Annotated in this window: 22 protein-coding genes and 2 tRNA genes; 13 read left to right on the top strand and 11 right to left on the bottom strand. The window is 62.4% G+C overall.

Annotated features, from left to right (window positions below; all coding sequences use genetic code 11):
• Positions 1-84: 84 nt before the first annotated feature.
• The 4 genes from NKH33_RS18890 to NKH33_RS18875 form a co-directional block, all read right to left on the bottom strand.
• Entirely contained in the window at positions 85-834 is a 750-nt protein-coding gene (locus NKH33_RS18890; RefSeq protein WP_031212005.1) for an amino acid ABC transporter ATP-binding protein, read from the bottom strand.
• Between the two features lie 69 nt (positions 835-903).
• Positions 904-2,025, bottom strand: a complete 1,122-nt coding sequence (locus NKH33_RS18885) for an amino acid ABC transporter permease (RefSeq protein ID WP_502900218.1) — start codon at positions 2,023-2,025, stop codon at positions 904-906.
• A gap of 40 nt (positions 2,026-2,065) precedes the next feature.
• Positions 2,066-3,253, bottom strand: a complete 1,188-nt coding sequence (locus NKH33_RS18880) for an amino acid ABC transporter permease (RefSeq protein ID WP_352472636.1) — start codon at positions 3,251-3,253, stop codon at positions 2,066-2,068.
• 63 nt (positions 3,254-3,316) lie between these two features.
• The gene (locus NKH33_RS18875) at positions 3,317-4,345 is read right to left on the bottom strand and encodes an amino acid ABC transporter substrate-binding protein (protein ID WP_254820740.1); all 1,029 of its coding nucleotides are present in this window, start codon (positions 4,343-4,345) and stop codon (positions 3,317-3,319) included.
• A gap of 427 nt (positions 4,346-4,772) precedes the next feature.
• Between NKH33_RS18875 and NKH33_RS18870 the strand changes: the two genes are divergently transcribed.
• The 4 genes from NKH33_RS18870 to NKH33_RS18855 all read left to right on the top strand — a co-directional run bounded on the left by NKH33_RS18870 (position 4,773) and on the right by NKH33_RS18855 (position 7,814).
• A complete protein-coding gene (locus tag NKH33_RS18870; protein ID WP_352920978.1) occupies positions 4,773-5,942 on the top strand; it encodes a cystathionine beta-lyase in 1,170 nt (389 codons plus the stop codon).
• A gap of 246 nt (positions 5,943-6,188) precedes the next feature.
• Positions 6,189-6,860, top strand: coding sequence for an RNA polymerase sigma factor (locus NKH33_RS18865; protein WP_352472634.1), 672 nt, complete (start codon positions 6,189-6,191; stop codon positions 6,858-6,860).
• A gap of 103 nt (positions 6,861-6,963) precedes the next feature.
• Positions 6,964-7,488, top strand: a complete 525-nt coding sequence (locus NKH33_RS18860) for a DUF4142 domain-containing protein (RefSeq protein WP_352472633.1) — start codon at positions 6,964-6,966, stop codon at positions 7,486-7,488.
• An 11-nt stretch (positions 7,489-7,499) separates the two neighbouring features.
• Complete coding sequence (locus tag NKH33_RS18855) at positions 7,500-7,814, top strand: cupredoxin domain-containing protein (protein ID WP_352920976.1); 315 nt, start codon at positions 7,500-7,502, stop codon at positions 7,812-7,814.
• A gap of 105 nt (positions 7,815-7,919) precedes the next feature.
• On the opposite strand, the gene NKH33_RS18850 is transcribed toward NKH33_RS18855, so the two are convergent.
• The 3 genes from NKH33_RS18850 to NKH33_RS18840 form a co-directional block, all read right to left on the bottom strand.
• Positions 7,920-9,140 carry an anion transporter gene (locus NKH33_RS18850; RefSeq protein ID WP_352920974.1) on the bottom strand — a complete coding sequence of 407 codons (1,221 nt, stop codon included), beginning with the start codon at positions 9,138-9,140 and terminating at the stop codon, positions 7,920-7,922.
• Between the two features lie 59 nt (positions 9,141-9,199).
• Positions 9,200-9,276 (bottom strand) — tRNA-Arg (locus NKH33_RS18845).
• A gap of 50 nt (positions 9,277-9,326) precedes the next feature.
• A complete protein-coding gene (locus tag NKH33_RS18840) occupies positions 9,327-9,632 on the bottom strand; it encodes an ETC complex I subunit (RefSeq protein WP_352472630.1) in 306 nt (101 codons plus the stop codon).
• A gap of 160 nt (positions 9,633-9,792) precedes the next feature.
• On the opposite strand from NKH33_RS18840, the gene NKH33_RS18835 reads away from it, so the two are divergent.
• A tRNA-Pro gene (locus tag NKH33_RS18835) sits at positions 9,793-9,869 on the top strand.
• Positions 9,870-9,993: 124 nt separating this feature from the next.
• Here the strand turns inward: NKH33_RS18835 and NKH33_RS18830 are convergent.
• A complete protein-coding gene (locus NKH33_RS18830; RefSeq protein WP_352501886.1) occupies positions 9,994-10,821 on the bottom strand; it encodes an alpha/beta fold hydrolase in 828 nt (275 codons plus the stop codon).
• Between the two features lie 130 nt (positions 10,822-10,951).
• On the opposite strand from NKH33_RS18830, the gene NKH33_RS18825 reads away from it, so the two are divergent.
• Positions 10,952-11,953 (top strand): GlxA family transcriptional regulator, encoded by a 1,002-nt coding sequence (locus tag NKH33_RS18825; RefSeq protein ID WP_352817536.1) that lies wholly within the window; start codon positions 10,952-10,954, stop codon positions 11,951-11,953.
• Between the two features lie 200 nt (positions 11,954-12,153).
• Here the strand turns inward: NKH33_RS18825 and hdaA are convergent, their stop codons facing one another.
• From hdaA to NKH33_RS18810, 3 genes are read right to left on the bottom strand one after another with little or no spacing between them, the layout of a single operon-like run.
• Positions 12,154-12,855 (bottom strand): DnaA regulatory inactivator HdaA, encoded by a 702-nt coding sequence (gene hdaA / locus NKH33_RS18820; RefSeq protein ID WP_352472673.1) that lies wholly within the window; start codon positions 12,853-12,855, stop codon positions 12,154-12,156.
• Positions 12,856-12,860: 5 nt separating this feature from the next.
• Positions 12,861-14,102 (bottom strand): AI-2E family transporter, encoded by a 1,242-nt coding sequence (locus tag NKH33_RS18815; RefSeq protein WP_352472627.1) that lies wholly within the window; start codon positions 14,100-14,102, stop codon positions 12,861-12,863.
• Positions 14,074-14,631, bottom strand: coding sequence for a CDP-alcohol phosphatidyltransferase family protein (locus tag NKH33_RS18810; RefSeq protein ID WP_352472672.1), 558 nt, complete (start codon positions 14,629-14,631; stop codon positions 14,074-14,076). Before NKH33_RS18810 ends, NKH33_RS18815 begins: the two co-directional genes overlap by 29 nt.
• A 201-nt stretch (positions 14,632-14,832) precedes the next feature.
• On the opposite strand from NKH33_RS18810, the gene NKH33_RS18805 reads away from it, so the two are divergent.
• From NKH33_RS18805 to NKH33_RS18775, 7 genes are all read left to right on the top strand, one after another.
• Complete coding sequence (locus tag NKH33_RS18805; RefSeq protein WP_352541636.1) at positions 14,833-15,477, top strand: glutathione S-transferase family protein; 645 nt, start codon at positions 14,833-14,835, stop codon at positions 15,475-15,477.
• Between the two features lie 12 nt (positions 15,478-15,489).
• Positions 15,490-16,254, top strand: a complete 765-nt coding sequence (locus tag NKH33_RS18800) for an Imm52 family immunity protein (RefSeq protein WP_352921038.1) — start codon at positions 15,490-15,492, stop codon at positions 16,252-16,254.
• 87 nt (positions 16,255-16,341) lie between these two features.
• On the top strand, positions 16,342-16,755 hold the full coding sequence (locus tag NKH33_RS18795) for a hypothetical protein (RefSeq protein WP_352771148.1): 414 nt from the start codon (positions 16,342-16,344) through the stop codon (positions 16,753-16,755).
• Positions 16,756-16,865: 110 nt separating this feature from the next.
• Positions 16,866-17,930, top strand: a complete 1,065-nt coding sequence (gene purM, locus NKH33_RS18790) for a phosphoribosylformylglycinamidine cyclo-ligase (protein ID WP_352472623.1) — start codon at positions 16,866-16,868, stop codon at positions 17,928-17,930.
• A complete protein-coding gene (gene purN / locus NKH33_RS18785) occupies positions 17,927-18,634 on the top strand; it encodes a phosphoribosylglycinamide formyltransferase (protein ID WP_352920971.1) in 708 nt (235 codons plus the stop codon). The genes purM and purN overlap by 4 nt, the downstream gene beginning before the upstream one ends.
• 59 nt (positions 18,635-18,693) lie before the next feature.
• Complete coding sequence (locus NKH33_RS18780) at positions 18,694-18,981, top strand: type II toxin-antitoxin system ParD family antitoxin (RefSeq protein ID WP_352457662.1); 288 nt, start codon at positions 18,694-18,696, stop codon at positions 18,979-18,981.
• Positions 18,974-19,267, top strand: coding sequence for a type II toxin-antitoxin system RelE/ParE family toxin (locus NKH33_RS18775; RefSeq protein ID WP_352920969.1), 294 nt, complete (start codon positions 18,974-18,976; stop codon positions 19,265-19,267). The genes NKH33_RS18780 and NKH33_RS18775 overlap by 8 nt, the downstream gene beginning before the upstream one ends.
• The last annotated feature ends 10 nt before the right edge of the window (positions 19,268-19,277 follow it).

The following is a 19,277-nucleotide window of genomic DNA, read 5'->3' as shown; positions in this document are numbered from 1 at the left end:
CGGTCAGCGCTCGTCGAATACGCGCGAAGCCAGCAAGACACAGAGGCGTGATCCGCCGGTCTTGTCCCGAACCGGCGTACAGGATCAGTGCAGGATCTGCGACAGGAACAGCTTCGTGCGCTCATGGCGCGGGTGGTCGAAGAACTCGGCCGGCGTGTTCTGCTCGACGATCTGGCCTTGGTCCATGAAGATCACCCGGTTGGCGACTTTGCGCGCAAAGCCCATTTCGTGGGTGACGCAGAGCATGGTCATGCCCTCCTCGGCCAGCCCGACCATCGTCTCCAGCACTTCCTTGATCATTTCCGGATCGAGAGCCGAGGTCGGCTCGTCGAACAGCATGATGCGCGGATTCATGCACAGCGAGCGGGCGATCGCCACGCGCTGTTGCTGGCCGCCGGAAAGCTGGCCGGGATATTTGTTGGCCTGTTCCGGGATCTTGACGCGCTTGAGGAAATGCATGGCGATTTCCTCGGCCTGTTTCCGCGGCATCTTGCGAACCCAGATCGGTGCCAGCGTGCAATTCTCCAGAATGGTCAGATGCGGGAACAGGTTGAAGTGCTGGAACACCATGCCGACCTCGCGGCGCACCTCGTCGATCTTCTTCAGATCGTTGGTCAGTTCCTTGCCGTCGACTATGATCTTGCCCTTCTGGTGTTCCTCCAGCCGGTTGATGCAGCGGATCATCGTCGATTTGCCGGAGCCCGACGGGCCGCAGATGACGATGCGCTCGCCGCGCATCACCTTTAGATTGATGTCCTTCAGCACATGGAATTCGCCGTACCATTTGTGCATGGCGATGATGTCGATGGCGACATCGGTGGTGGAAATGTGCATCTTGGCGGCATTGACCTTGATCTCTTCCGCGCTGACGGCGTTTTCTATGGCCATGACAAGGTCCCCTTTTTAGCGTTTGTGGCCGGTGTCGAGACGGCGTTCCGTGTACATTGAATAGCGCGACATGCCGAAGCAGAACAGCCAGAAGATGAAGGCAGCGAACACCAGGCCGGATCTGGCCGTCTGCGGCGTCGCCCAATTTGCGTCGGAGAAGTTCTGCTTGACGATGCCGAGGAGGTCGAACATCGAGATGACGATGACCAGGCTGGTGTCCTTGAACATGCCGATGAAGGTGTTGACGATGCCGGGAATGACCAGCTTCAGCGCCTGCGGCATGACGACCAGGCCCATCTTCTGCCAGTAGCTGAGGCCGAGCGAATCGGCGCCCTCATACTGGCCTTTGGGGATCGCCTGCAGGCCGCCACGCACCACTTCGGCCATGTAGGCGGCGGCAAACAGCGACACGCCGATCAGCGCGCGCAGGAACTTGTCGAAGCTGACGCCGGCCGGCAGGAACAGCGGCAGCATCACGCTGGCAAAGAACAGCACCGTAATCAGCGGGATGCCGCGTACCGTCTCGATGAAGATCACGCACAGCAGCTTGACTATCGGCATGTTCGAGCGCCGGCCAAGCGCCAGCACGATGCCGATCGGCAGCGACACGGCAATGCCGACGAACGACAGGCTGAGCGTCACCAGCAGTCCACCCCAACGCGAAGTCTCGACATGCGGCAGGCCGAACATGCCGCCGACCAGCAGAACGAAGGCGACGACCGGCAGTACAAAAAAGAGAAGAATGGCATTCAGCCCCTTGCGCGGTATGCGCGGAATGAGCAACGGCACCAGCAGTGCCACGAACAGGATGGCCACCACGATCGGCCGCCAACGCTCCTCGATAGGATAGGTGCCGAACATGAACTGGCCGAACTTGGCGTTGACGAATGCCCAGCAAGCACCGGTCCAGCCATCCGGCTGGATGCCGCCTTGCGCCACGGTGGCGCAGACCGAGCGGTCCGGTCCAGTCCACTGGGCGTTGATGAAGGCCCAATTGATGATTTGGGGCAGGATCACAGCGACCAGCGCAATGCCAACGATGGTGAGAATGGTGTCGCCCGTGGTGGCAATCAGGTTCTTGCGGATCCAGGCGGTGAGGCCACGCTCGCTCGACGGCGCCGGTTGGGCCAGCGCCATCTCAGTCCGCACCCAGGACATGTCGTGTTCCTGCATGGCCCTACCTCTCCACCAGCGCCATCCTGGCATTGACGACGTTCATGATCGCCGACGTGATCAGGCTGAGCGCGAGATAGACAGCCATCATGATCACCACGCCTTCAACCGCCTGCCCGGTCTGGTTCAAGACAGTGCCGGCAGTCGCCGTCAGGTCCGGATAGCCGATGGCGATGGCGAGTGAAGAGTTCTTGGTCAAGTTCAGATACTGGCTGGTCAGCGGCGGAATAACGATGCGCATCGCCTGCGGCACGACGACAAGCCTGAGGATCGATCCCGAGCGCAGCCCGAGTGCCGCGGCCGCCTCGGTCTGGCCCGTGCTGACGCCCCTGATGCCGGCGCGCACGATCTCGGCGATGAAGGCGGCCGTATAGCAGGACAACGCCAGATAGAGTGACAGGAACTCCGGTCTGACCTGAAAGCCACCGACCAGGTTGAAAGTCGATTGTTTCGGGAATTCGAAGGTCAGAGGAAAGCCGCTCAGCGCGTAGGCCAGCAGCGGCAGGCCGACGATCAACGCTATGGATGTCCACAGCACCGGGAACGGCTGACCCGTCGCCATCTGCCGCTGCCGCGCCTTGCGGGCGACGAACCAGGCCATGGCAAGGGCGAGGAGCAGGGCGACCAGGATCAGCCAGGAGCCCTCGCCCCAGACAGCGCGCGGAAAATAGAAGCCGCGCTGGTTGAGAAAGGAGCCGAACGGCAAATTAATGCTCTCGCGCGGCGGCGGCAGCACGGCGAGCACGCCGGAATACCAGAAGAAGATGACCAGCAGCGGCGGGATGTTGCGGAAGACCTCGACATAGACCGTGCAGATCTTCCTGATCAGCCAGTTGCGCGAAAGCCGGCCGATGCCGACGATGAAACCGATAATGGTCGCGGTGATGATGCCGACGACGGCAACGATCACGGTGTTGATGAAGCCAACCAGGATGGCTCGGAAATAGGTCGAATCCGACGAATATGCGATCGCGCTTTCGCTGATGTCGAAGCCGGCGCGGCCCCTGAGGAAGCCAAAGCCGGAAGCGATGTGCAAGCGCGTCAGATTGACGATGACGTTGTGGGTAACCCACCAGACCCCCGCTACCAGCAGGACGAGGACCAGCGCTTGAAAGAATATTCCGCGGACACGAGGATCATTGATGAAGGAACCGCGGCTTGGCTCCTCGCGAAGAACTTCCTGCGATGCCATTCGACAGTCCCCTGGAAAGAGAGACCGGAAGGCAGACGATCTGCCTTCCGGATCCATTTTCGATCAGCGGATCGGCGGAGCGTACTGCAGGCCACCCTTGGTCCACAGCGCGTTGATGCCGCGCGCGATCTTCAGCGGGCTGCCCGAGCCGACATTACGCTCGAACATCTCGCCGTAATTGCCGACGGCCTTGACGATGTTGACGACCCAGTCGTTAGAGACGCCGAGATCGGTGCCGATCTTGGTGTCGGCTTCCTGGCCGAGCACGCGCTTGATCTCTGGACTGTCCGAGTTCTTCATCTCGTCGACATTGGCCTTGGTGATGCCGAGTTCCTCGGCGTCGAGCAACGCGAAATAGGTCCACTTGACGATGTGGTACCATTGGTCGTCGCCCTGGCGTACGGCCGGCCCAAGCGGTTCCTTGGAGATGATCTCGGGCAACACGACGTGGTCGGCCGGCGCACCGAGCGTCAGGCGGATGCCATAGAGGCCCGACTGGTCGGTGGTGTATACGTCGCAGCGGCCGGCGTCATAGGCGGCGTTAACCTCTTCCAGCTTTTCGAAGACGACAGGATTGTACTCCATCTTGTTCGACTTGAAATAGTCGGCAAGGTTGAGCTCGGTCGTGGTGCCGCTCTGCACGCAGACCGCCGCGCCCGAAAGCTGCAGCGCCGAGTTCACGCCCGGTAGCTTCTTGGCGTTGATCATGAAGCCCTGGCCGTCGTAATAAGTCGTGCCGATGAAGTTCAGGCCGAGTGCGGTGTCGCGATTGATGGTCCAGGTGGTATTGCGCGACAGGATGTCGATCTCGCCCGACTGCAGAGCGGTAAACCGCTCCTTGGCGCTGAGCGGCGTAAACTTCACCTTGGTGCCATCGCCGAACACGGCGGCTGCCACAGCGCGACAGAAGTCCGCGTCGATGCCTTGCCACTCACCCTTGTCGTCCGGCGCCGAGAAGCCGGCCAGACCGGTCGAGACGCCGCATTGGATGAAGCCCTTCGCTTTGACATCGTCGAGCGTGGCCGCCGAAGCCGCCGAAGCCGCGAATCCAAACGCGGCGGCGCCCAAAACGCCGATTGCAATGTGTTTCATGACCCACAGACCCTTTTCTGTTTTTTCCAGGCGAACCTGACTTTTTCCCGTGTGAACGCAGCTATGTATCCCGGCCCATTACCGGAATCCCGCATCGTAACCGACGCGCTGCCTCCCATTCACGAACAACATCGAAGGCGATTATTCCTGTGAGGTCAAGGGAAATGACCAAATCCGAAAGACTTTGAAAACCAACCGCCTGAAATGCCTGAAATTGCAGACAAACGCGCTCGCAAATTGGTCAGCGCGCCAATAAAGCCGGCAAAGTCGGACCGTGACTTGCCAAGCGCACCTGGTAGCCGTCCAGAGGATCTACGGCGCATTGCTGAATTGGCATATTCAAGACCTTGGCCTGGCGAGTGCGGTGCGGTTGCGCGGCCAATGCCGCCGCACTATGGCTAACGACCTACTCATGGGATAAAAAGCAATGGCAAAAGACGGCAGCGAGATGGGCATCAACACGCGGCTCGCCCATTCCGGCAACAACCCGCATGACTATTTCGGCTTCGTCAATCCGCCGGTCGTGCATGCCTCGACCGTGCTCTATCCCAATGCCGCGACAATGGCGGCGCGCAGCCAGAAATACACCTACGGCACGCGCGGCACCCCGACCACCGATGCGCTGACCAGCGCCATCGATGCGCTGGAAGGCTCCGCCGGCACGGTCGCGGTGCCGTCCGGCCTGGCGGCCGTGGTGCTGCCGCTGCTCGCCTTCCTGTCGGCCGGCGATCATCTGCTGATCGTCGATTCCGTCTATCATCCGACCCGCAATTTCGCCGACACGATGCTGAAGCGGCTGGGCATCGAGGTCGAATATTACGAGCCCCGCGTCGGCGCCGGCATTGCGGCGCTGCTCAGGCCCAACACCAAGGTGGTACTCACCGAATCGCCGGCCTCCAACACCTTCGAGGTGCAGGACATACCGGCCATCGCCAAGGCAGCACACGCCGCCGGCGCCATCGTCATGATGGACAACACCTGGGCGACGCCGCTCTACTTTCGCCCGCTCGACCATGGCGTCGACATCTCGATCCACGCGGCGACGAAATACCCGGCCGGCCATTCCGACGTGCTGCTCGGCACCGTGTCGGCCAATGCGGACTGCTGGAAGCAGCTTTGCGAGACGTTCAACACGATGGGCTGCTGCGCGGGGCCGGACGACGTCTACCAGGTGCTGCGCGGCCTGCGCACCATGGGCGTGCGGCTGGAGCACCATCAAAAGAGCGCGCTTGCCCTCGCCGGCTGGCTGGAGGGCCAGCCGGGCGTGGCGCAGGTGCTGCATCCGGCGCTGCCCAGCCATCCCGACCATGATCTTTGGAAGCGCGACTTTTGCGGATCGAGCGGCATCTTCTCGATCGTTCTTGCGGGCGGTGGACAAAAGCAGCAGCACGCCTTCCTCGACGCGTTGAAGTTTTTCGGCCTCGGCTATTCCTGGGGCGGCTATGAGAGCCTTGCCGTGCCGGTATTCCTTGGCGACCGCACCATCGCCAAGGGCCCGTATGACGGGCCGCTGGTGCGCCTGCAGATCGGGCTCGAGGATGTCGAGGATTTGAAGGCCGACCTGGCGCGCGGGCTGGCGGCGGCCGCTGAGGCCTGAGCCAGCACCTTTTCACACTGAGTCAGAAAATCGGCGTAACAGCCTGGAAAAATTGCGATCCTGAGCGATGTCATGGCGACCGATCGGCCGGCGTCTACAAAATAGAGGCGGCGGTGTGGTGAAGGCGGTAGAATAGCCTCTGCCAGTCCTTGACACGGATTGAGGCTGGCCGGCGGGATCGGTCGGGAACCTTTTGTCGGCCGATGCATCCAATGTCGCGATGAGAAGCCTATCAGGAGATCGGCCATGCCTGCTGCGTTGACGGCAACGCCCGCCGCTCCCGGCGACATGCAGCTTGTCGGCCGCGCGCTGGCACGTGATGGCGATGCATTCCGCACCATCATCAAGACGCACAACCAAAGGCTCTACCGCATCGCCCGAGGCGTCGTGCGTAACGACAGCGAGGCAGAGGACATCGTCCAGGAGGCCTATGTCAGCGCCTTTGCCCATCTCGAGGCCTTTCGCGGCGATGCCTCGCTCGCCACGTGGCTATCGCGTATCGTCATCAACGAAGCGCTCGGCCGCTTGCGCAAAAGGCGGCGAATGGTAGCGATGCCTGAAAACCCGCAAGCCGAAATCATCCGGTTTCCCCTCAACCCGAGCGACGATCCGGAGCGGACGATGGCGCAACGGCAGATCCTTGAGCTTGTCGAACGGGCAACCGACAGTCTTCCCGATGTCTACCGGATGGTGTTCGTGGCGCGCGTCATCGAGGGATTGAGCATCGAAGAAACCGCCGAACTGCTTGGCGTGCGACCAGAAACCATCAAGACCCGGCTGCACCGCGCCCGCGCGCTGGTGCGCAAGGCGCTGGACGACCAGATCGGCCCGGTGCTGCTCGACGCCTTTCCCTTCGCGGGCCGGCGCTGCGAACGGCTGACCAATGCCGTGATGCAGCGGCTCGGTCTTTCCGGATAGGTCGCGCCGATTATCGCGGGAACGTTTTCCCGTGACCTGCATCCAAAGAGCATCACTGAAACGAAGCCCGATGCAGTTCCGCGTCGGGGCGAAGGAGAGCATCATGTTTATTCGATCGACCACGGCACTGGCCGCATTTTTCCTGCTTAGCGCAGCGCCCTTGTCGCAAGCTGCCGACAAACCGACCGATCCGCAGATCGCACATATCGCCTACACAGCAGGGGTGCTTGACGTCGAGGCGGCCAAGCAGGCGCTGAAGAAATCGAAGAACAAGGAGGTGGTGGATTTCGCCAAGGACATGGTGCGAGATCACGAGGCGGTCAACAAACAGGCTCTCGACCTGGTCAAGAAGCTCAAGGTCACGCCTGAGGACAATCCGACCAGCAAGGCGCTGACCAAGGCGGCGGCCGAGGAACGTGCCAAGCTTGCCAAGCTCAAGGGAGCGGCGTTCGACAAGGCCTATGTCGCCAACGAGGTGGCCTACCACAAGCAGGTCAATAGCGCGCTCGAAACTCTGCTGATCCCGTCGGCCAGCAATGCCGAGCTGAAGAGCCTGCTGGAAACCGGCCTGAAAATATTCCAGGGCCACGAACAGCACGCCGAACACGTCGCCGGCATGCTGAAGTGAGGATCGAGCCAATGTTGTCGAGGCGGCATCTGTGGGTTGCGCTGGCATTGGCCATGGGTGCCCAGCCGGCCAAGGCCGACACCATCGAGGTGACGATCGAGAAGCTTGTGTTTTCGCCGGCAAAGATCGAGGCGAAGGTCGGCGACACGGTCAGGTGGGTGAACAAGGACGTGTTCGCCCACACGGCAACCGTCAACGGCGCCTGGGAAGTGATGATCCCGCCGAAGAAGGCGGCGAGCCTGACGGTGAAGAAGGCGGAATCGGTCGATTATTTCTGCCGCTTCCATCCCAACATGAAAGGCCATCTGACGGTGACATCGCCCTGACTGGCTGATGCATGTCGCGCAAAATCGTGCAGCGGTTTTGCGATAACGACATGCATAAAAAAGCCTAAAGCGCGCCGCATGAGGTCGGTCTAATGCGACGCGCTTTTAGGCTGCCAGCCATGCCGTCCCTACGAGAAGCGTGACCAGCGTCAACGGCAGGCCGACCTTGAAGAAGGCGATGAAGCCCAGCGGTTTGCCGGAGATTCGCGCGTGCTCGGCAACGATCAGATTGGCGACCGAGCCGAGCAGCGTGAAATTGCCGGCCAGCGTCGAGCTCATGGCGACGACCAGCCAGGCCCGCTCGGGGTTTTCCAGTCCGGGCACGAACGGCTTCAGCGCCAGCACGGCCGGGACATTGCTCATGATGTTGGACAGCACCGCGGTGAAGCCGGACAGCCGCCAGACATCATTCAGTCCGAGGTCCTTTGCCGAGGCGACGATGTCGGGCGTCAGCAGCGTCTTCTCCGCCCCGGCGACGACGATGAACAGCCCGGCGAACATGAACAGCAGCGGCCCATCGATCTCGCGATAGATGCGCTCAGGTTTGATGGCGCGGGTCAAAAGAAGAATGGCACCGCCGATCAGCGCTGCCTTGGCGACTGGAACGCCGGCGAAGAAGGCGATCGCCAAACCGACACAGACGACCACCGCCTTCACCACCTGCCCCGGCAGCATGCGGCCGCGGTAGACTTCGGGGCTGAGCTCGGCCTTGCGCGAAAATTCGGCGCGGTAGACGATGCGGATGATGACGATGACGGCGATGAGGCCGAACGCCGCGACCGGCGCCAGCGCCGCAGAGAAGGCCGGATAGGAAATCCCCGACAGCGCGCCGATGACCATGTTCTGCGGGTTGCCGGTGATGGTGGCGACGCTGCCGCAATTCGAGGCGGTGGCGGTGGCGATCAGATAGGGAACCGGGTTGCGGTTGATGACGCGGGTGACATGGACGACGATCGGCGCCATGACCAGGCAGATGGCGTCGTTGACCAGGAATGCGGACAGGAGGCCGGTCAACAGCGTCACCATCACCAGCAGCATGAACGGCGCATGCGCATGCTCGATGGCGAACCCGCCGAGCGCGCGAAAGGCGCCCGACACTTTAAGATGCGCCACGACGATCATCATGCCGAGCAGAAGCGTGATGGTGTCGAAGCTGATGGCGCGGTAGGCGTCCTCCATGTCGAGCGCGCCGATGGCGATCATCACCGCACCGCCGAGCAGCGCGATCCCTGCCCGGTCGAGGCGCAGCCCGGGTATCCTGCCGATGGCGACGCCGGCATAGGTCAGGACCAGGATCAGCAGTGCCGCCGCGCCCATCGCTGTCATGTGTTGGAAATCCTGTGCGACTGGCGAGTGAACCTGTCCGGAATGGACCCTGAAAATATTGGCGATCCCGACAGGATTCGAACCTGTGACCATCGGCTTAGAAGGCCGGTGCTCTATCCAGCTGAGCTACGGGACCGCTGGCCGGCCGCATGACCGGCGGATTGTGCCGGCAGGGCCGGTATGGGATCAATGCGTCCAGGGCGTCCTGCGGTCATAGCGGAAATTCTCCGCATAGGAAATCTGGCGGCGCTTGATTTCCTTCGGCTCCTCGACGCGGAAAGCCAGCCCTTCCTTCTCAGCGTAGGCGACCGCGTCCTCTCTTGTGTCGAAGGTCAGCCTGATCTGGCTTCGCATGTCGCCGGACGTGGTGTAGCCCATCAGCGGATCGATCTTCTTGCGCTGCTCCGGATCGAATTCCAGCACCCAATAGCCGGTCTTGGCCTTGCCGGACTGCATCGCGGTTTTGGCTGGGCTGAAAATGCGGGCTGACATGACCACCTCATTGCTGGTTGCAAGCACACGACCCCGAGACCACATTACTGTTCTCTGGCCATGCACTAGCCCGTCATTACTGCGCAATGCCGCCGGCAGCAAGGCCGATGGCTTTTTACGCTTGCTTTGGCGGGCTGAAATCACTAGGCAACAGACCGTTCGGAGTGTAGCGCAGCCTGGTAGCGCATCTGGTTTGGGACCAGAGGGTCGGGAGTTCGAATCTCTCCACTCCGACCATTCATCAAGCGAATCTCGTCGGCAGGGCAAGCGGATCACGCTCGAGTGTGTCTGCCGTCGCCGGTCATGTTTAAGCGACGGACGGACAGCATGAGCCCGCGCTGCCCGTCCGACATGCAAGCCGTCAGCCCTGGATGAAGGCCAGCAGATCCGGATTGATGATCTCCGGGTGGGTGGTGCACATGCCGTGCGGCAGGCCCTTGTAGACCTTGAGCGTGCCGCGCTTCACCAGCTTGGCCGCAAGCAGCGCGGAGTCGGCGATAGGCACGATCTGGTCGTCGTCGCCGTGCATGATCAGGACGGGCACGTCGATCTGCTTGAGGTCGTCGGTGAAGTCGGTCTCGGAAAAGGCCTTGATGCAGTCGTAATGGGCCTTGGCCCCACCCATCATGCCTTGGCGCCACCAATTATCGATAGCGCCTGGCGAGACCTTGGCGCCGTCGCGGTTGAAACCGTAAAACGGGCCGGCCGGCACATCCCTGTAGAACTGGGCGCGGTTAGCGGCCAGAGCAGCGCGAAAGCCGTCGAAGACTTCGATCGGCAAGCCGCCGGGGTTGCTGTCGGTCTTGACCATGATCGGCGGCACGGCGCCGATCAGCACCGCCTTGGCAACACGGCCGCCGCCGCCATAAAGCGCGACGTAACGCGCTACCTCGCCGCCACCGGTCGAGTGGCCGATGTGGATCGCATCCCTGAGATCGAGATGCACCGCCAGCGCCGCAACATCGGCGGCGTAGGTGTCCATCTCATTGCCAGTCGCGGTCTGCGACGAGCGGCCGTGGCCGCGGCGGTCATGTGCGACGACGCGGTAGCCCTTATCGAGGAAGAACAGCATCTGGTTGTCCCAGTCGTCGCCGCTGAGCGGCCAGCCGTGATGGAACACGATCGGCTGGCCCTTGCCCCAATCCTTGTAGAAAATCTCGGTGCCGTCATGGGTGGTGAATGTGCTCATCGTCCTACTCCTTGATGGAAAAGTTGGGGGGTAACAGGGAAGCTTTTAGCCCCTTCAGCTGGACAAATTATAACAGTGCGGCCAAGGTGAGCATTGGCAAAACGGACATTCAACGTGGCAAAACTGACAAATGACGGCTACGCGTGATCTGATCGAAATCGGCCTTGTCTTGTATCCCGGCGTGCAGGAAGCGGCCGTGCTCGGCCTTACCGATCTTTTCATGCTGGCAAACCGGCTGGCTGTCGAGCGGTCGCCGGACGCGGCGAGGCTTCGCGTCAGTCATTGGCAATTGGAGGACGCGGGCCACACCGTAGTCCGCACCTTCGACAGCGACCCCGGCGCCGACAATGAACCAACCATGGTTATCCTCCCGCCAACCTTGGGAGATCCGATCGCTCGGGAAGCAGCCGCGGCCTATGCCGGCTGGCTCAGGGACCGTCATGGGGCAGGCGCGACCCTCGGCTCGGTCTGCGCCGGCGCCTTCGTGCTTGCCGAGACCGGCCTGTTGTCCGGTCGCGCCGCGACAACGCACTGGGCCTATCGCGACGCGCTGGCGCTACGCTTTCCCGACATCCTGCTCGACGCCGACAGGCTGGTCATTGACGATGGCGACGTCATCACCGCAGGCGGCTACATGGCCTGGACCGACCTCGGCCTGAAGCTGGTGGACCGGGTGCTCGGGTCAGCCGTGATGATGGACACGGCGCGTTTCATGCTGGTCGATCCGCCGGGCCGCGAGCAACGTTTTTACAGCCCGTTCGCGCCGCGATTGACCCATGACGACGAAGCGATCCTCAAGGTGCAGCATTGGCTGCAGGCGAACGGCGCGCGCGACGTGACGCTCGGCGCCATGGCCGCGCATGCGGGGCTGGAGGAGCGGACCTTTCTCCGACGCTTCCGCAACGCCACCGGCCTCAGGCCGACCGAATATTGCCAGCACCTGCGCGTCGGCAAGGCGCGCGAGATGCTGGAAACCACGATGCGATCGATCGACCAGATCGCCTGGGAGGTCGGCTATGACGATCCCGGCTCGTTCCGCAAGGTATTCGCCAGGATAACCGGCCTGGTGCCCGGCGACTATCGCAAGCGCTTTGGCACGGAACGAGCGGTAATTGCAGGCGGAGAGAGCTGAGGCCAGCCGCGCAATGACGCAATCGATTCGATGCTGCCAAAGGCAAGCTCGCCGGGCGAGAACCCCAACCACCCATCTCCCGGCGAGCCTACTACCTGATTTGATACGCAATCAGGACCGGGATTAGCCGGCAAGCTCTTTGCTGCAAGACAGATGCCAGCTTTTGTTCCCGAAATGGGACAGTGGCGGCACTGGAATCGTCAAATCTCGAACTCGCCCTGCCCTTCGTCCATGGCGCTGACGGTCTCGGCGGCGAGCGCGCGGGTGATCGGCGTCTTGCGCTCGAGCGCGGTGCGGTCGAGCCGTTCGACCACCCGCATGGCAGTGGCCAGCGAGCGCTCGATGCGGCGCACCAGATATTGCACGACATGCGGCTCGACCTCGACCTGGCGGTCGGCGAACAGCTTTGTGATGACGCCGGCCAGCAGAAGATCGTCGGGTTCGTGGATCTCGACGGTCGCCGCCGCCTTCAGCCGCGACGCCAGGTCGGGCAGCCTGACGCCCCAGGCGGACGGGAAGCGCCGCGCCGTCAACAGCAAGCTCGAGCCGGCGCCGCGCACCGCGTTGATCAGGTGGAAGAGGCCGTGCTCATCGATCGGGCCGGCATCGACATCGTCGATCAGGGCCGGATGCGCGCCGAGATTTTCGATGCAGTCGCCGATGCGGCCGGCCTCCACTTTCACCGCGTCGGCGCGGGTCCGCCAGATCGAGGCCAGATGGGTTTTCCCCGAGCCGGCCGGCCCGGCCAGCACAACGACCGGCGACGGCCAGTCCGGCCAGCGGTCGACAAGCGCCGCCGCCTGGCTGTTGGTGCTGGAGACGACGAGCTCGTCGCGCGAATAGCCGGTGCCGTGGCCTAGATCGAGCGGCAATTGACGCGGCGGATCGATCTTGTCCGGCATCTGGCTCAACCGCGCGCGCCCCCGCGGCGGCGCACCTGCAGCGGCGGCACCGGCTCGTCGGCGTGGCCCTTGTAGAGCGGCGATTCGAGATAGCGGGCGATGGCGAAGCGCACCAGAACGGCAACGGCGGCGGAAGCCGGAACGGCGATCAGCAGGCCGACGAAGCCGAACAGCGCGCCGAAGGCAAACAGCGCAAACATCAGCCATACCGGATGCAGGCCAACGCTTTTGCCGACCAGCCTTGGCTGCAGGATGTTGCCCTCGATGAACTGGCCGACGAAGAACACACCGGCCACCGCTGCGATCATGGTCCAGTCCGGCCAGAACTGGACGAAGGCGACGCCGACGGCCAGCACCAGGCCGGTCAGCGAGCCGACATAGGGGATGAAGGAGATCAGTCCGGCGAACAGACCGATGAGGATGCCGAAATTCAGGCCCGTCAGTGTCAGGCCGGTGGCATACATGGCGCCCAGCACCAGGCACAGCGTGCCCTGGCCGCGCACGAAGCCGGCGGTCGCCGTGTTGATGTCCCTGGCGATCGTCCTGACGGTCTTGACATAGTCGCGCGGCACCCAGCTGTCGACGATTGTCACCATGCGATCCCAGTCGAGCAGCATGTAGAAGGCGACGACCGGCGTCACCACGAACAGGCTGACCACCGAGACCAGCGCCACGCCGGAGCTCCAGATCGAGGTGAACACGGTGGTCAGGAGGCCGAAGCCGGAGGTCAGCAGCGAGTTCAGGCCTTCGCGCAGGCCGTTGGCGTCGACGCCGAATTTCTCTTCCAGCCATTTCGGGTCGAAGCTGGTGATCAGGCTCTGCAGCCGGGTCAGATAGTCCGGCAGCTTGCTGGCGAAATCAGCCATCTGCGAGGCGAGCACCGGAACCAGGATGACGACGGCCAGCACCAGGACGACGATGAAGGCGATGAGGATGACCACCGTCGCCATCAGCCTGGAGAGGCCGAGCCGCTCCAGCCGGTCGGCGACAGGGTCGAGGAAATAGGCGAGCACCATGCCGGCGACGAACGGCAGAAGGATGCCGCTGAAGACATAGAGGAAGACGGCGAGGATGATGGCGCTGACCAGCCAGAAGCGGATCTGGCGGCGAAACGACGCCGACGCCGCAGCCTCCGCTGCCGCGGCTTCGGCCTCGGCGTCGATGGACCGTTCGTCAGGTGCCCGGTGTTCGGGTGCCCGGCGTTCAGGTGCCCCGCGTTCAGGTGCCGGGTGTGGAGCCTTCGCCATAGCCGCTCATATGCCTCAGCCAAGCCACGAGATAGGCCGCGGCCGAAGCCACGGTCAAGACCCCGGACAGCAATATGAGGGCCGGCCTCAGCGGATCGAGATGGATGTCGAAGGCGAGTTCGCCCAACACCACTGCCGCCAGCACGATCTGGATCGCGGTGTTGGCCTTCGACACCAGGAGCGGCTTCATCTCGACCGGATGCGCCATGACGGTGGATAAAAGCACGGCGCAGACGATCAGTGCGTCGCGCGACACCATGGTAACGACCAGCCACAGCGGCAGTTCGCCGCTGAAGCCCAGGACCACGAAAACCGAGACCAGCAGCAGCTTGTCGGCCATCGGATCGAGATAGGCGCCGAGCCTGGAAAACTGATTGAAATGGCGGGCGATGAAGCCGTCGACGCCGTCGGAAATGCCGGCAATGAGGAAGCCCGCAAAGGCCCAGTCCCAGCGGTCCTGCAGCATGGCCAGCACCACCGCCGGCACCAGCACGAAGCGCATGATCGTGATCATGTTGGGGATGGTCAAACGCATATCCCGTCGCTCTTGTTTGCCGATACATGATGGAGATGGAGGGTTACGGCAAGTGAGAAGCGACACAGAAGCTGCCAATCTCCCCACGAGGGCGCCAGCAATGAAATAGGTCAAGACAGATGTCGATTTCGGGGAGGCTCATTCGTCTCACGATAGGAAGCCAAGGAAATTTGCCCAGGCAAGGAAACGGACGCGATGACAATCACTATCACAGCATTTGAACGATCGCCCGATGGCGGCAAGGGACTGGCGCGTGATACGCGCGTTCGCTGGGCGCTCGAAGAAGTGGGGCAGCCGTATGAGGTTCGTCTTGTTTCCTTCGCAGAGATGAAGGCGCCTGAACATCTGGCGATCCATCCCTTCGGCCAGATCCCCACCTATGAGGAAGGTTCTCTCTCGCTGTTCGAGACCGGCTCGATCGTCTTTCATCTTGCTGAGCAGCATGCGGGATTGCTGCCGAAGGATCGCAATGCCCGCGCGCGTGCGATCACGTGGATGTTTGCCGCACTTAACACCGTCGAACCACCGATCCTCGAATTAACGACGGCAAGAATATTCGAACGTGACAAGCCTTGGAGCGAGGAGCGCTTGCCGTTGGTAAAGGACCGTGTTCGCGCTCGGCTGGACAAACTCTCGGCTCACTTGGGTGTCGCCGACTGGCTCGATGATGCGTTCAGCGCGGGCGATTTGTTGATGGTGTCGGTGCTGCTGCGACTAAGAATGTCAGGCATTTTGGACGAATATCAAAACTTGGCTGCCTATGTAGCGCGCGGGGAAGCACGGCCGGCCTATATCCGGGCTTTCGCCGCGCAATTTGCGATCAACGCAGAGGGGGCGTGAAGATTAGCCAGCATTGAACTAACCAAATGGAAGCGAGCCCGAAGCGCGCGCGCTCTCCTTTGGCGACGCCAGTCAAGAAAGCTGGTACGTCTCCCGTATTCGAGGGGACGCCATGTCGATCAACATCTATGTCTACTGGGGGCGAGGAGAAAGGACGCCGAAGAGCTGGTCCCGCAGCTGCAGGCGCATTTCCGGGCCTTGGACGAAGCCGACGACAGGTTCGCGAGGTGGGCCCCGCGCGGCAGATCGCTCAAAAAAGCAATCGCCTCCAAGCCGGTCAACACCTCGTCGTGCGAGGTTCTCCATCGCTGGCTGTTAAAGGGCCGGAACAAGACGGACATGCCTCCGAGACAGCCCGTTCCTGAACTGGGATACAATGTGTCGCTGTGGAACCAGCGCCAGGCAAATATAGAGGCGTCCACATCAGTCCATTGCAGTTCCTGGTCCAAATATCTGTCGGAAGACAGCCAGAACAATGCTTCGCTGGAGTTTAGCTACATAGCTGGAGCCGAACCGGTGAATACAAAGGTTTTGCTCAGCCTATTTCTCAAGTTCATTGATATCTGGGAACCCAGTTGGGGTTCGATCTGGCGGCACGTTCATGAGGGACATCCAGCCGGGGCGCGTTGGAACCCAAGACATGTTCAATATGCCTTCTTCCAGTCACCGGGAGGACGCGGGCACGATGAACGATTTATGGGACAGCAGCAGACCCTCCCCAAGGGCGGTCGCCTCTGGACGGACGAAACGGCGGTGCCTTTCCTGGAAGAGACGTAAGTGCCCGGTATTCCGCTGCCGTCCTTGCAAGACGCTGTTGCCCATGCGAAGAGCCCGTGAAGCGACAGCCTATTTCCCCACTGCTGAATGACGATGGCGCAGAGAATCACAATCGCTTGGCGAGTAACGCTTTGTTATCTGGCCGGACTGACAGAAAGTCTTTTGGTCTTCGCATTTTTGGGAGCCCCGCACCGCAAGGTGGCGACGCAAGATCTCCTGTGGGCCTTCGCTCTTGAGCTGGCCGTGGGCGTGGTCGTCTCTTGGCCCCTCTGGCTGACCGCCGCTGTCGTCGCGTTCGTTTTCTCAAGATCAGTCGTTGCAAATCCAGGTCTGTGGGCTGCCGCGGCGGCGTTGATCGCCGCCGGCTTCTCGTATGGGACCCTGCCCTTCGACGGTGAGATCAGGTCTCTTGCCACCGTCGGAGGCCTCGCCGCAATTCTGGCAGGGATTTCTTTTTATTGTTGGAGTGTATCGCGCCCGGTTCCCCCGGCATCCAACTGAAAACACCCTCATCGCGCGCTTGCCTTGCGGGGCAAAACCGTTCATGCGAAGAGCCCGCACGCGAATGAAACCAGCGACAGGCAAGCGCAACAGATGAGCAGGCGCCGGAAATGAGCAAGCGCAAGAACGGGCTCACCTATGCCGAAGCGGGCGTCGACATCGACGCCGGCAATCTCATGGTCGAGAAGATCAAGCCGCTGGTGCGCGCCACCCGCCGGCCAGGCGCCGATGGCGAGATCGGCGGCTTCGGCGGTTTGTTCGACCTCAAGGCCGCCGGCTTCACCGATCCGGTGCTGGTGGCCGCCAATGACGGCGTCGGCACCAAGCTGAAGATCGCCATCGACGCCGGCAAGCACGACACGATCGGCATCGATCTCGTCGCCATGTGCGTCAACGACATCGTCGTGCAAGGCGCCGAGCCGCTGTTCTTCCTCGACTATTTCGCCACCGGCAAGCTCGATCCCGACCAGGGTGCTTCGATCGTCGGCGGTATCGCTGCCGGCTGCCGGCAGGCCGGCTGCGCGCTGATCGGCGGCGAGACGGCGGAAATGCCCGGCATGTATCACGACAAGGATTACGACCTTGCCGGCTTTGCCGTCGGTGCCGCCGAACGCGGCCAGCTGTTGCCGACCGACGACATCGTCGAGGGCGATGTGCTGCTCGGCCTCGCCTCGTCGGGCCTGCATTCGAACGGCTTTTCGTTGGTCCGCCGCATCGTCGCGGTAAGCGGCCTTGGCTGGGGCGATCCGGCGCCGTTCAATGACGAGGCGACGCTGGCCGAGGCGCTGCTCGAGCCGACGCGCATCTACGTCAAGTCGATCCTCAAGGCGATTCGCAACACGCATGGCATCAAGGCGCTGGCCCATATCACCGGCGGCGGCTTTCCCGAAAATATCCCGCGCGTTCTGCCCAAGGATTTTTCGGCCGAGCTCGATCTCGGCGCCATCGAGGTGCCGCCGGTGTTCTCATGGCTGGCCAAGACCGGCGGCGTCGCGCCGGAAGAGATGATGCGGACCTTCAATTGCGGCATCGGCATGATCCTGGTCGTCGCCTCCGGCCAGGCGGCGCAGGTCGCTGCCGTTCTGCAGGAGGCCGGCGAGACGGTGACGCCGATCGGCCAGATCGTGCCGCGCCGCGATGCCGGCGTCATCTATCGGGGCTCGATTGGCCTATGACCAGGAAAGGGACGGTCGTACTGATCTCGGGGCGCGGCTCCAACATGACGGCGCTGGTTGCGGCGGCGAGCAACCCGGCCTATCCGGCCGAGATCGTCGGCGTCATCTCCGACCGCGCCAATGCCGCCGGCCTTGGCATCGCCGCGGCGCGCGGCATCGCCACCAGAGTGATTTCGCGCTCCGACTATGCCAGCAAGCAAGCGCATGACGAGGCGATCGACGCGGCCCTCTTATCGTTCGGCGCCGAGATCGTCGCGCTGGCCGGCTATATGCGCATCCTCGGCGCGCGCTTCGTAGAGAAGTGGCAGGGCCGCATGATCAATATCCACCCTGCCCTGCTGCCTGCCTTCAAGGGGCTGGATACGCATGCGCGGGCCCTCCGCGCAGGCATGCGCATCCATGGCTGCACGGTGCATTTCGTCACGCTCGACATGGATGACGGGCCGATCATCGCCCAGGCCGCCGTGCCGGTGATGGTCGGCGACAATGAGGACACGCTGGCCGCGCGCGTGCTCAAGGCCGAGCACCAGCTCTATCCGCTGGCGCTGGGGCTGGTCGCCGAAGGCAAGGCGCGAATGGAAGGCGGCCGCACGGTGTTTTCGCGCTTCGCCGACGATGCCGACAACGCCACGTCGGTGGTGATCGCGCCCGACCCGCTGCGCGAAGAGACCGATCTCGAGCACCTGGCGCGGATCACGCCGTGAGGGTCAGTTCTTGAATTTGGTAGCAAATTTTGCTACCGTTTTCGTGAGGAGACGGCTTGATGGCGACAGTCGAAAAAGTCAGCGTAGCGCTTTCCCCGGAACTGCTGGACATGGTCAAAGGCGCGGTGGCCAGCGGGCAGTACGGTTCGGCAAGTGAAGTGATCCGCGAGGCACTGCGCGAATGGCGGCTTCGCCAGCCCTTGCGCGAGGCCGAAGCGGAGCGGTTGCGGAAAGCCTGGACGGAAGGGCTGGAGAGCGGTCCGTTTGCGCCGTTCGACATCGAGGACATAAAACAGAAAGCCCGCAGCCGGTTGGGCAACACCAGCAAAAACCGGCGGAATGGCTGACATCCGCATTGTCCGCAGCCCGGCGGCAGAAGACGACCTGATCGATATTTGGTTTGGCATTGCAAGGGACAACCCGCTTGCCGCGGACCGCTTTTTGGATGCTATTGCCGAGCGCATCGTGCAATTGGGCACATTCCCGGAATCCGGTCCCAAGAGGCCCGACATCGCTGCCGAGGTGCGGGCGTTGACGATCGGCAACTATCTCGTGCTTTATCGCCTGGCCGAACAGCGCGTCGAGATCGTCCGCGCCGTACACGGCGCCCGCGACGCTTCGGCACTGTTTTGATAGATTGCGG

This window comes from Mesorhizobium sp. M1182, from assembly GCF_040318335.1.
GTDB lineage: Bacteria > Pseudomonadota > Alphaproteobacteria > Rhizobiales > Rhizobiaceae > Mesorhizobium.
This window is presented reverse-complemented; position numbering and strand designations above follow the sequence as displayed.

Bases quoted from the DNA above. Each gene is read 5' to 3' on its own strand.
- NKH33_RS18890 (WP_031212005.1), bottom strand. From the start codon at position 834: ATGCACATTTCCACCACCGATGTCGCCATCGACATCATCGCCATGCAC.
- NKH33_RS18885 (WP_502900218.1), bottom strand. From the start codon at position 2,025: ATGGCGCTGGCCCAACCGGCGCCGTCGAGCGAGCGTGGCCTCACCGCC.
- NKH33_RS18880 (WP_352472636.1), bottom strand. From the start codon at position 3,253: ATGGCATCGCAGGAAGTTCTTCGCGAGGAGCCAAGCCGCGGTTCCTTC.
- NKH33_RS18875 (WP_254820740.1), bottom strand. From the start codon at position 4,345: ATGAAACACATTGCAATCGGCGTTTTGGGCGCCGCCGCGTTTGGATTC.
- NKH33_RS18870 (WP_352920978.1), top strand. From the start codon at position 4,773: ATGGCAAAAGACGGCAGCGAGATGGGCATCAACACGCGGCTCGCCCAT.
- NKH33_RS18865 (WP_352472634.1), top strand. From the start codon at position 6,189: ATGCCTGCTGCGTTGACGGCAACGCCCGCCGCTCCCGGCGACATGCAG.
- NKH33_RS18860 (WP_352472633.1), top strand. From the start codon at position 6,964: ATGTTTATTCGATCGACCACGGCACTGGCCGCATTTTTCCTGCTTAGC.
- NKH33_RS18855 (WP_352920976.1), top strand. From the start codon at position 7,500: ATGTTGTCGAGGCGGCATCTGTGGGTTGCGCTGGCATTGGCCATGGGT.
- NKH33_RS18850 (WP_352920974.1), bottom strand. From the start codon at position 9,140: ATGACAGCGATGGGCGCGGCGGCACTGCTGATCCTGGTCCTGACCTAT.
- NKH33_RS18840 (WP_352472630.1), bottom strand. From the start codon at position 9,632: ATGTCAGCCCGCATTTTCAGCCCAGCCAAAACCGCGATGCAGTCCGGC.
- NKH33_RS18830 (WP_352501886.1), bottom strand. From the start codon at position 10,821: ATGAGCACATTCACCACCCATGACGGCACCGAGATTTTCTACAAGGAT.
- NKH33_RS18825 (WP_352817536.1), top strand. From the start codon at position 10,952: ATGACGGCTACGCGTGATCTGATCGAAATCGGCCTTGTCTTGTATCCC.
- hdaA (WP_352472673.1), bottom strand. From the start codon at position 12,855: ATGCCGGACAAGATCGATCCGCCGCGTCAATTGCCGCTCGATCTAGGC.
- NKH33_RS18815 (WP_352472627.1), bottom strand. From the start codon at position 14,102: ATGGCGAAGGCTCCACACCCGGCACCTGAACGCGGGGCACCTGAACGC.
- NKH33_RS18805 (WP_352541636.1), top strand. From the start codon at position 14,833: ATGACAATCACTATCACAGCATTTGAACGATCGCCCGATGGCGGCAAG.
- NKH33_RS18795 (WP_352771148.1), top strand. From the start codon at position 16,342: ATGACGATGGCGCAGAGAATCACAATCGCTTGGCGAGTAACGCTTTGT.
- purM (WP_352472623.1), top strand. From the start codon at position 16,866: ATGAGCAAGCGCAAGAACGGGCTCACCTATGCCGAAGCGGGCGTCGAC.
- purN (WP_352920971.1), top strand. From the start codon at position 17,927: ATGACCAGGAAAGGGACGGTCGTACTGATCTCGGGGCGCGGCTCCAAC.
- NKH33_RS18780 (WP_352457662.1), top strand. From the start codon at position 18,694: ATGGCGACAGTCGAAAAAGTCAGCGTAGCGCTTTCCCCGGAACTGCTG.
- NKH33_RS18775 (WP_352920969.1), top strand. From the start codon at position 18,974: ATGGCTGACATCCGCATTGTCCGCAGCCCGGCGGCAGAAGACGACCTG.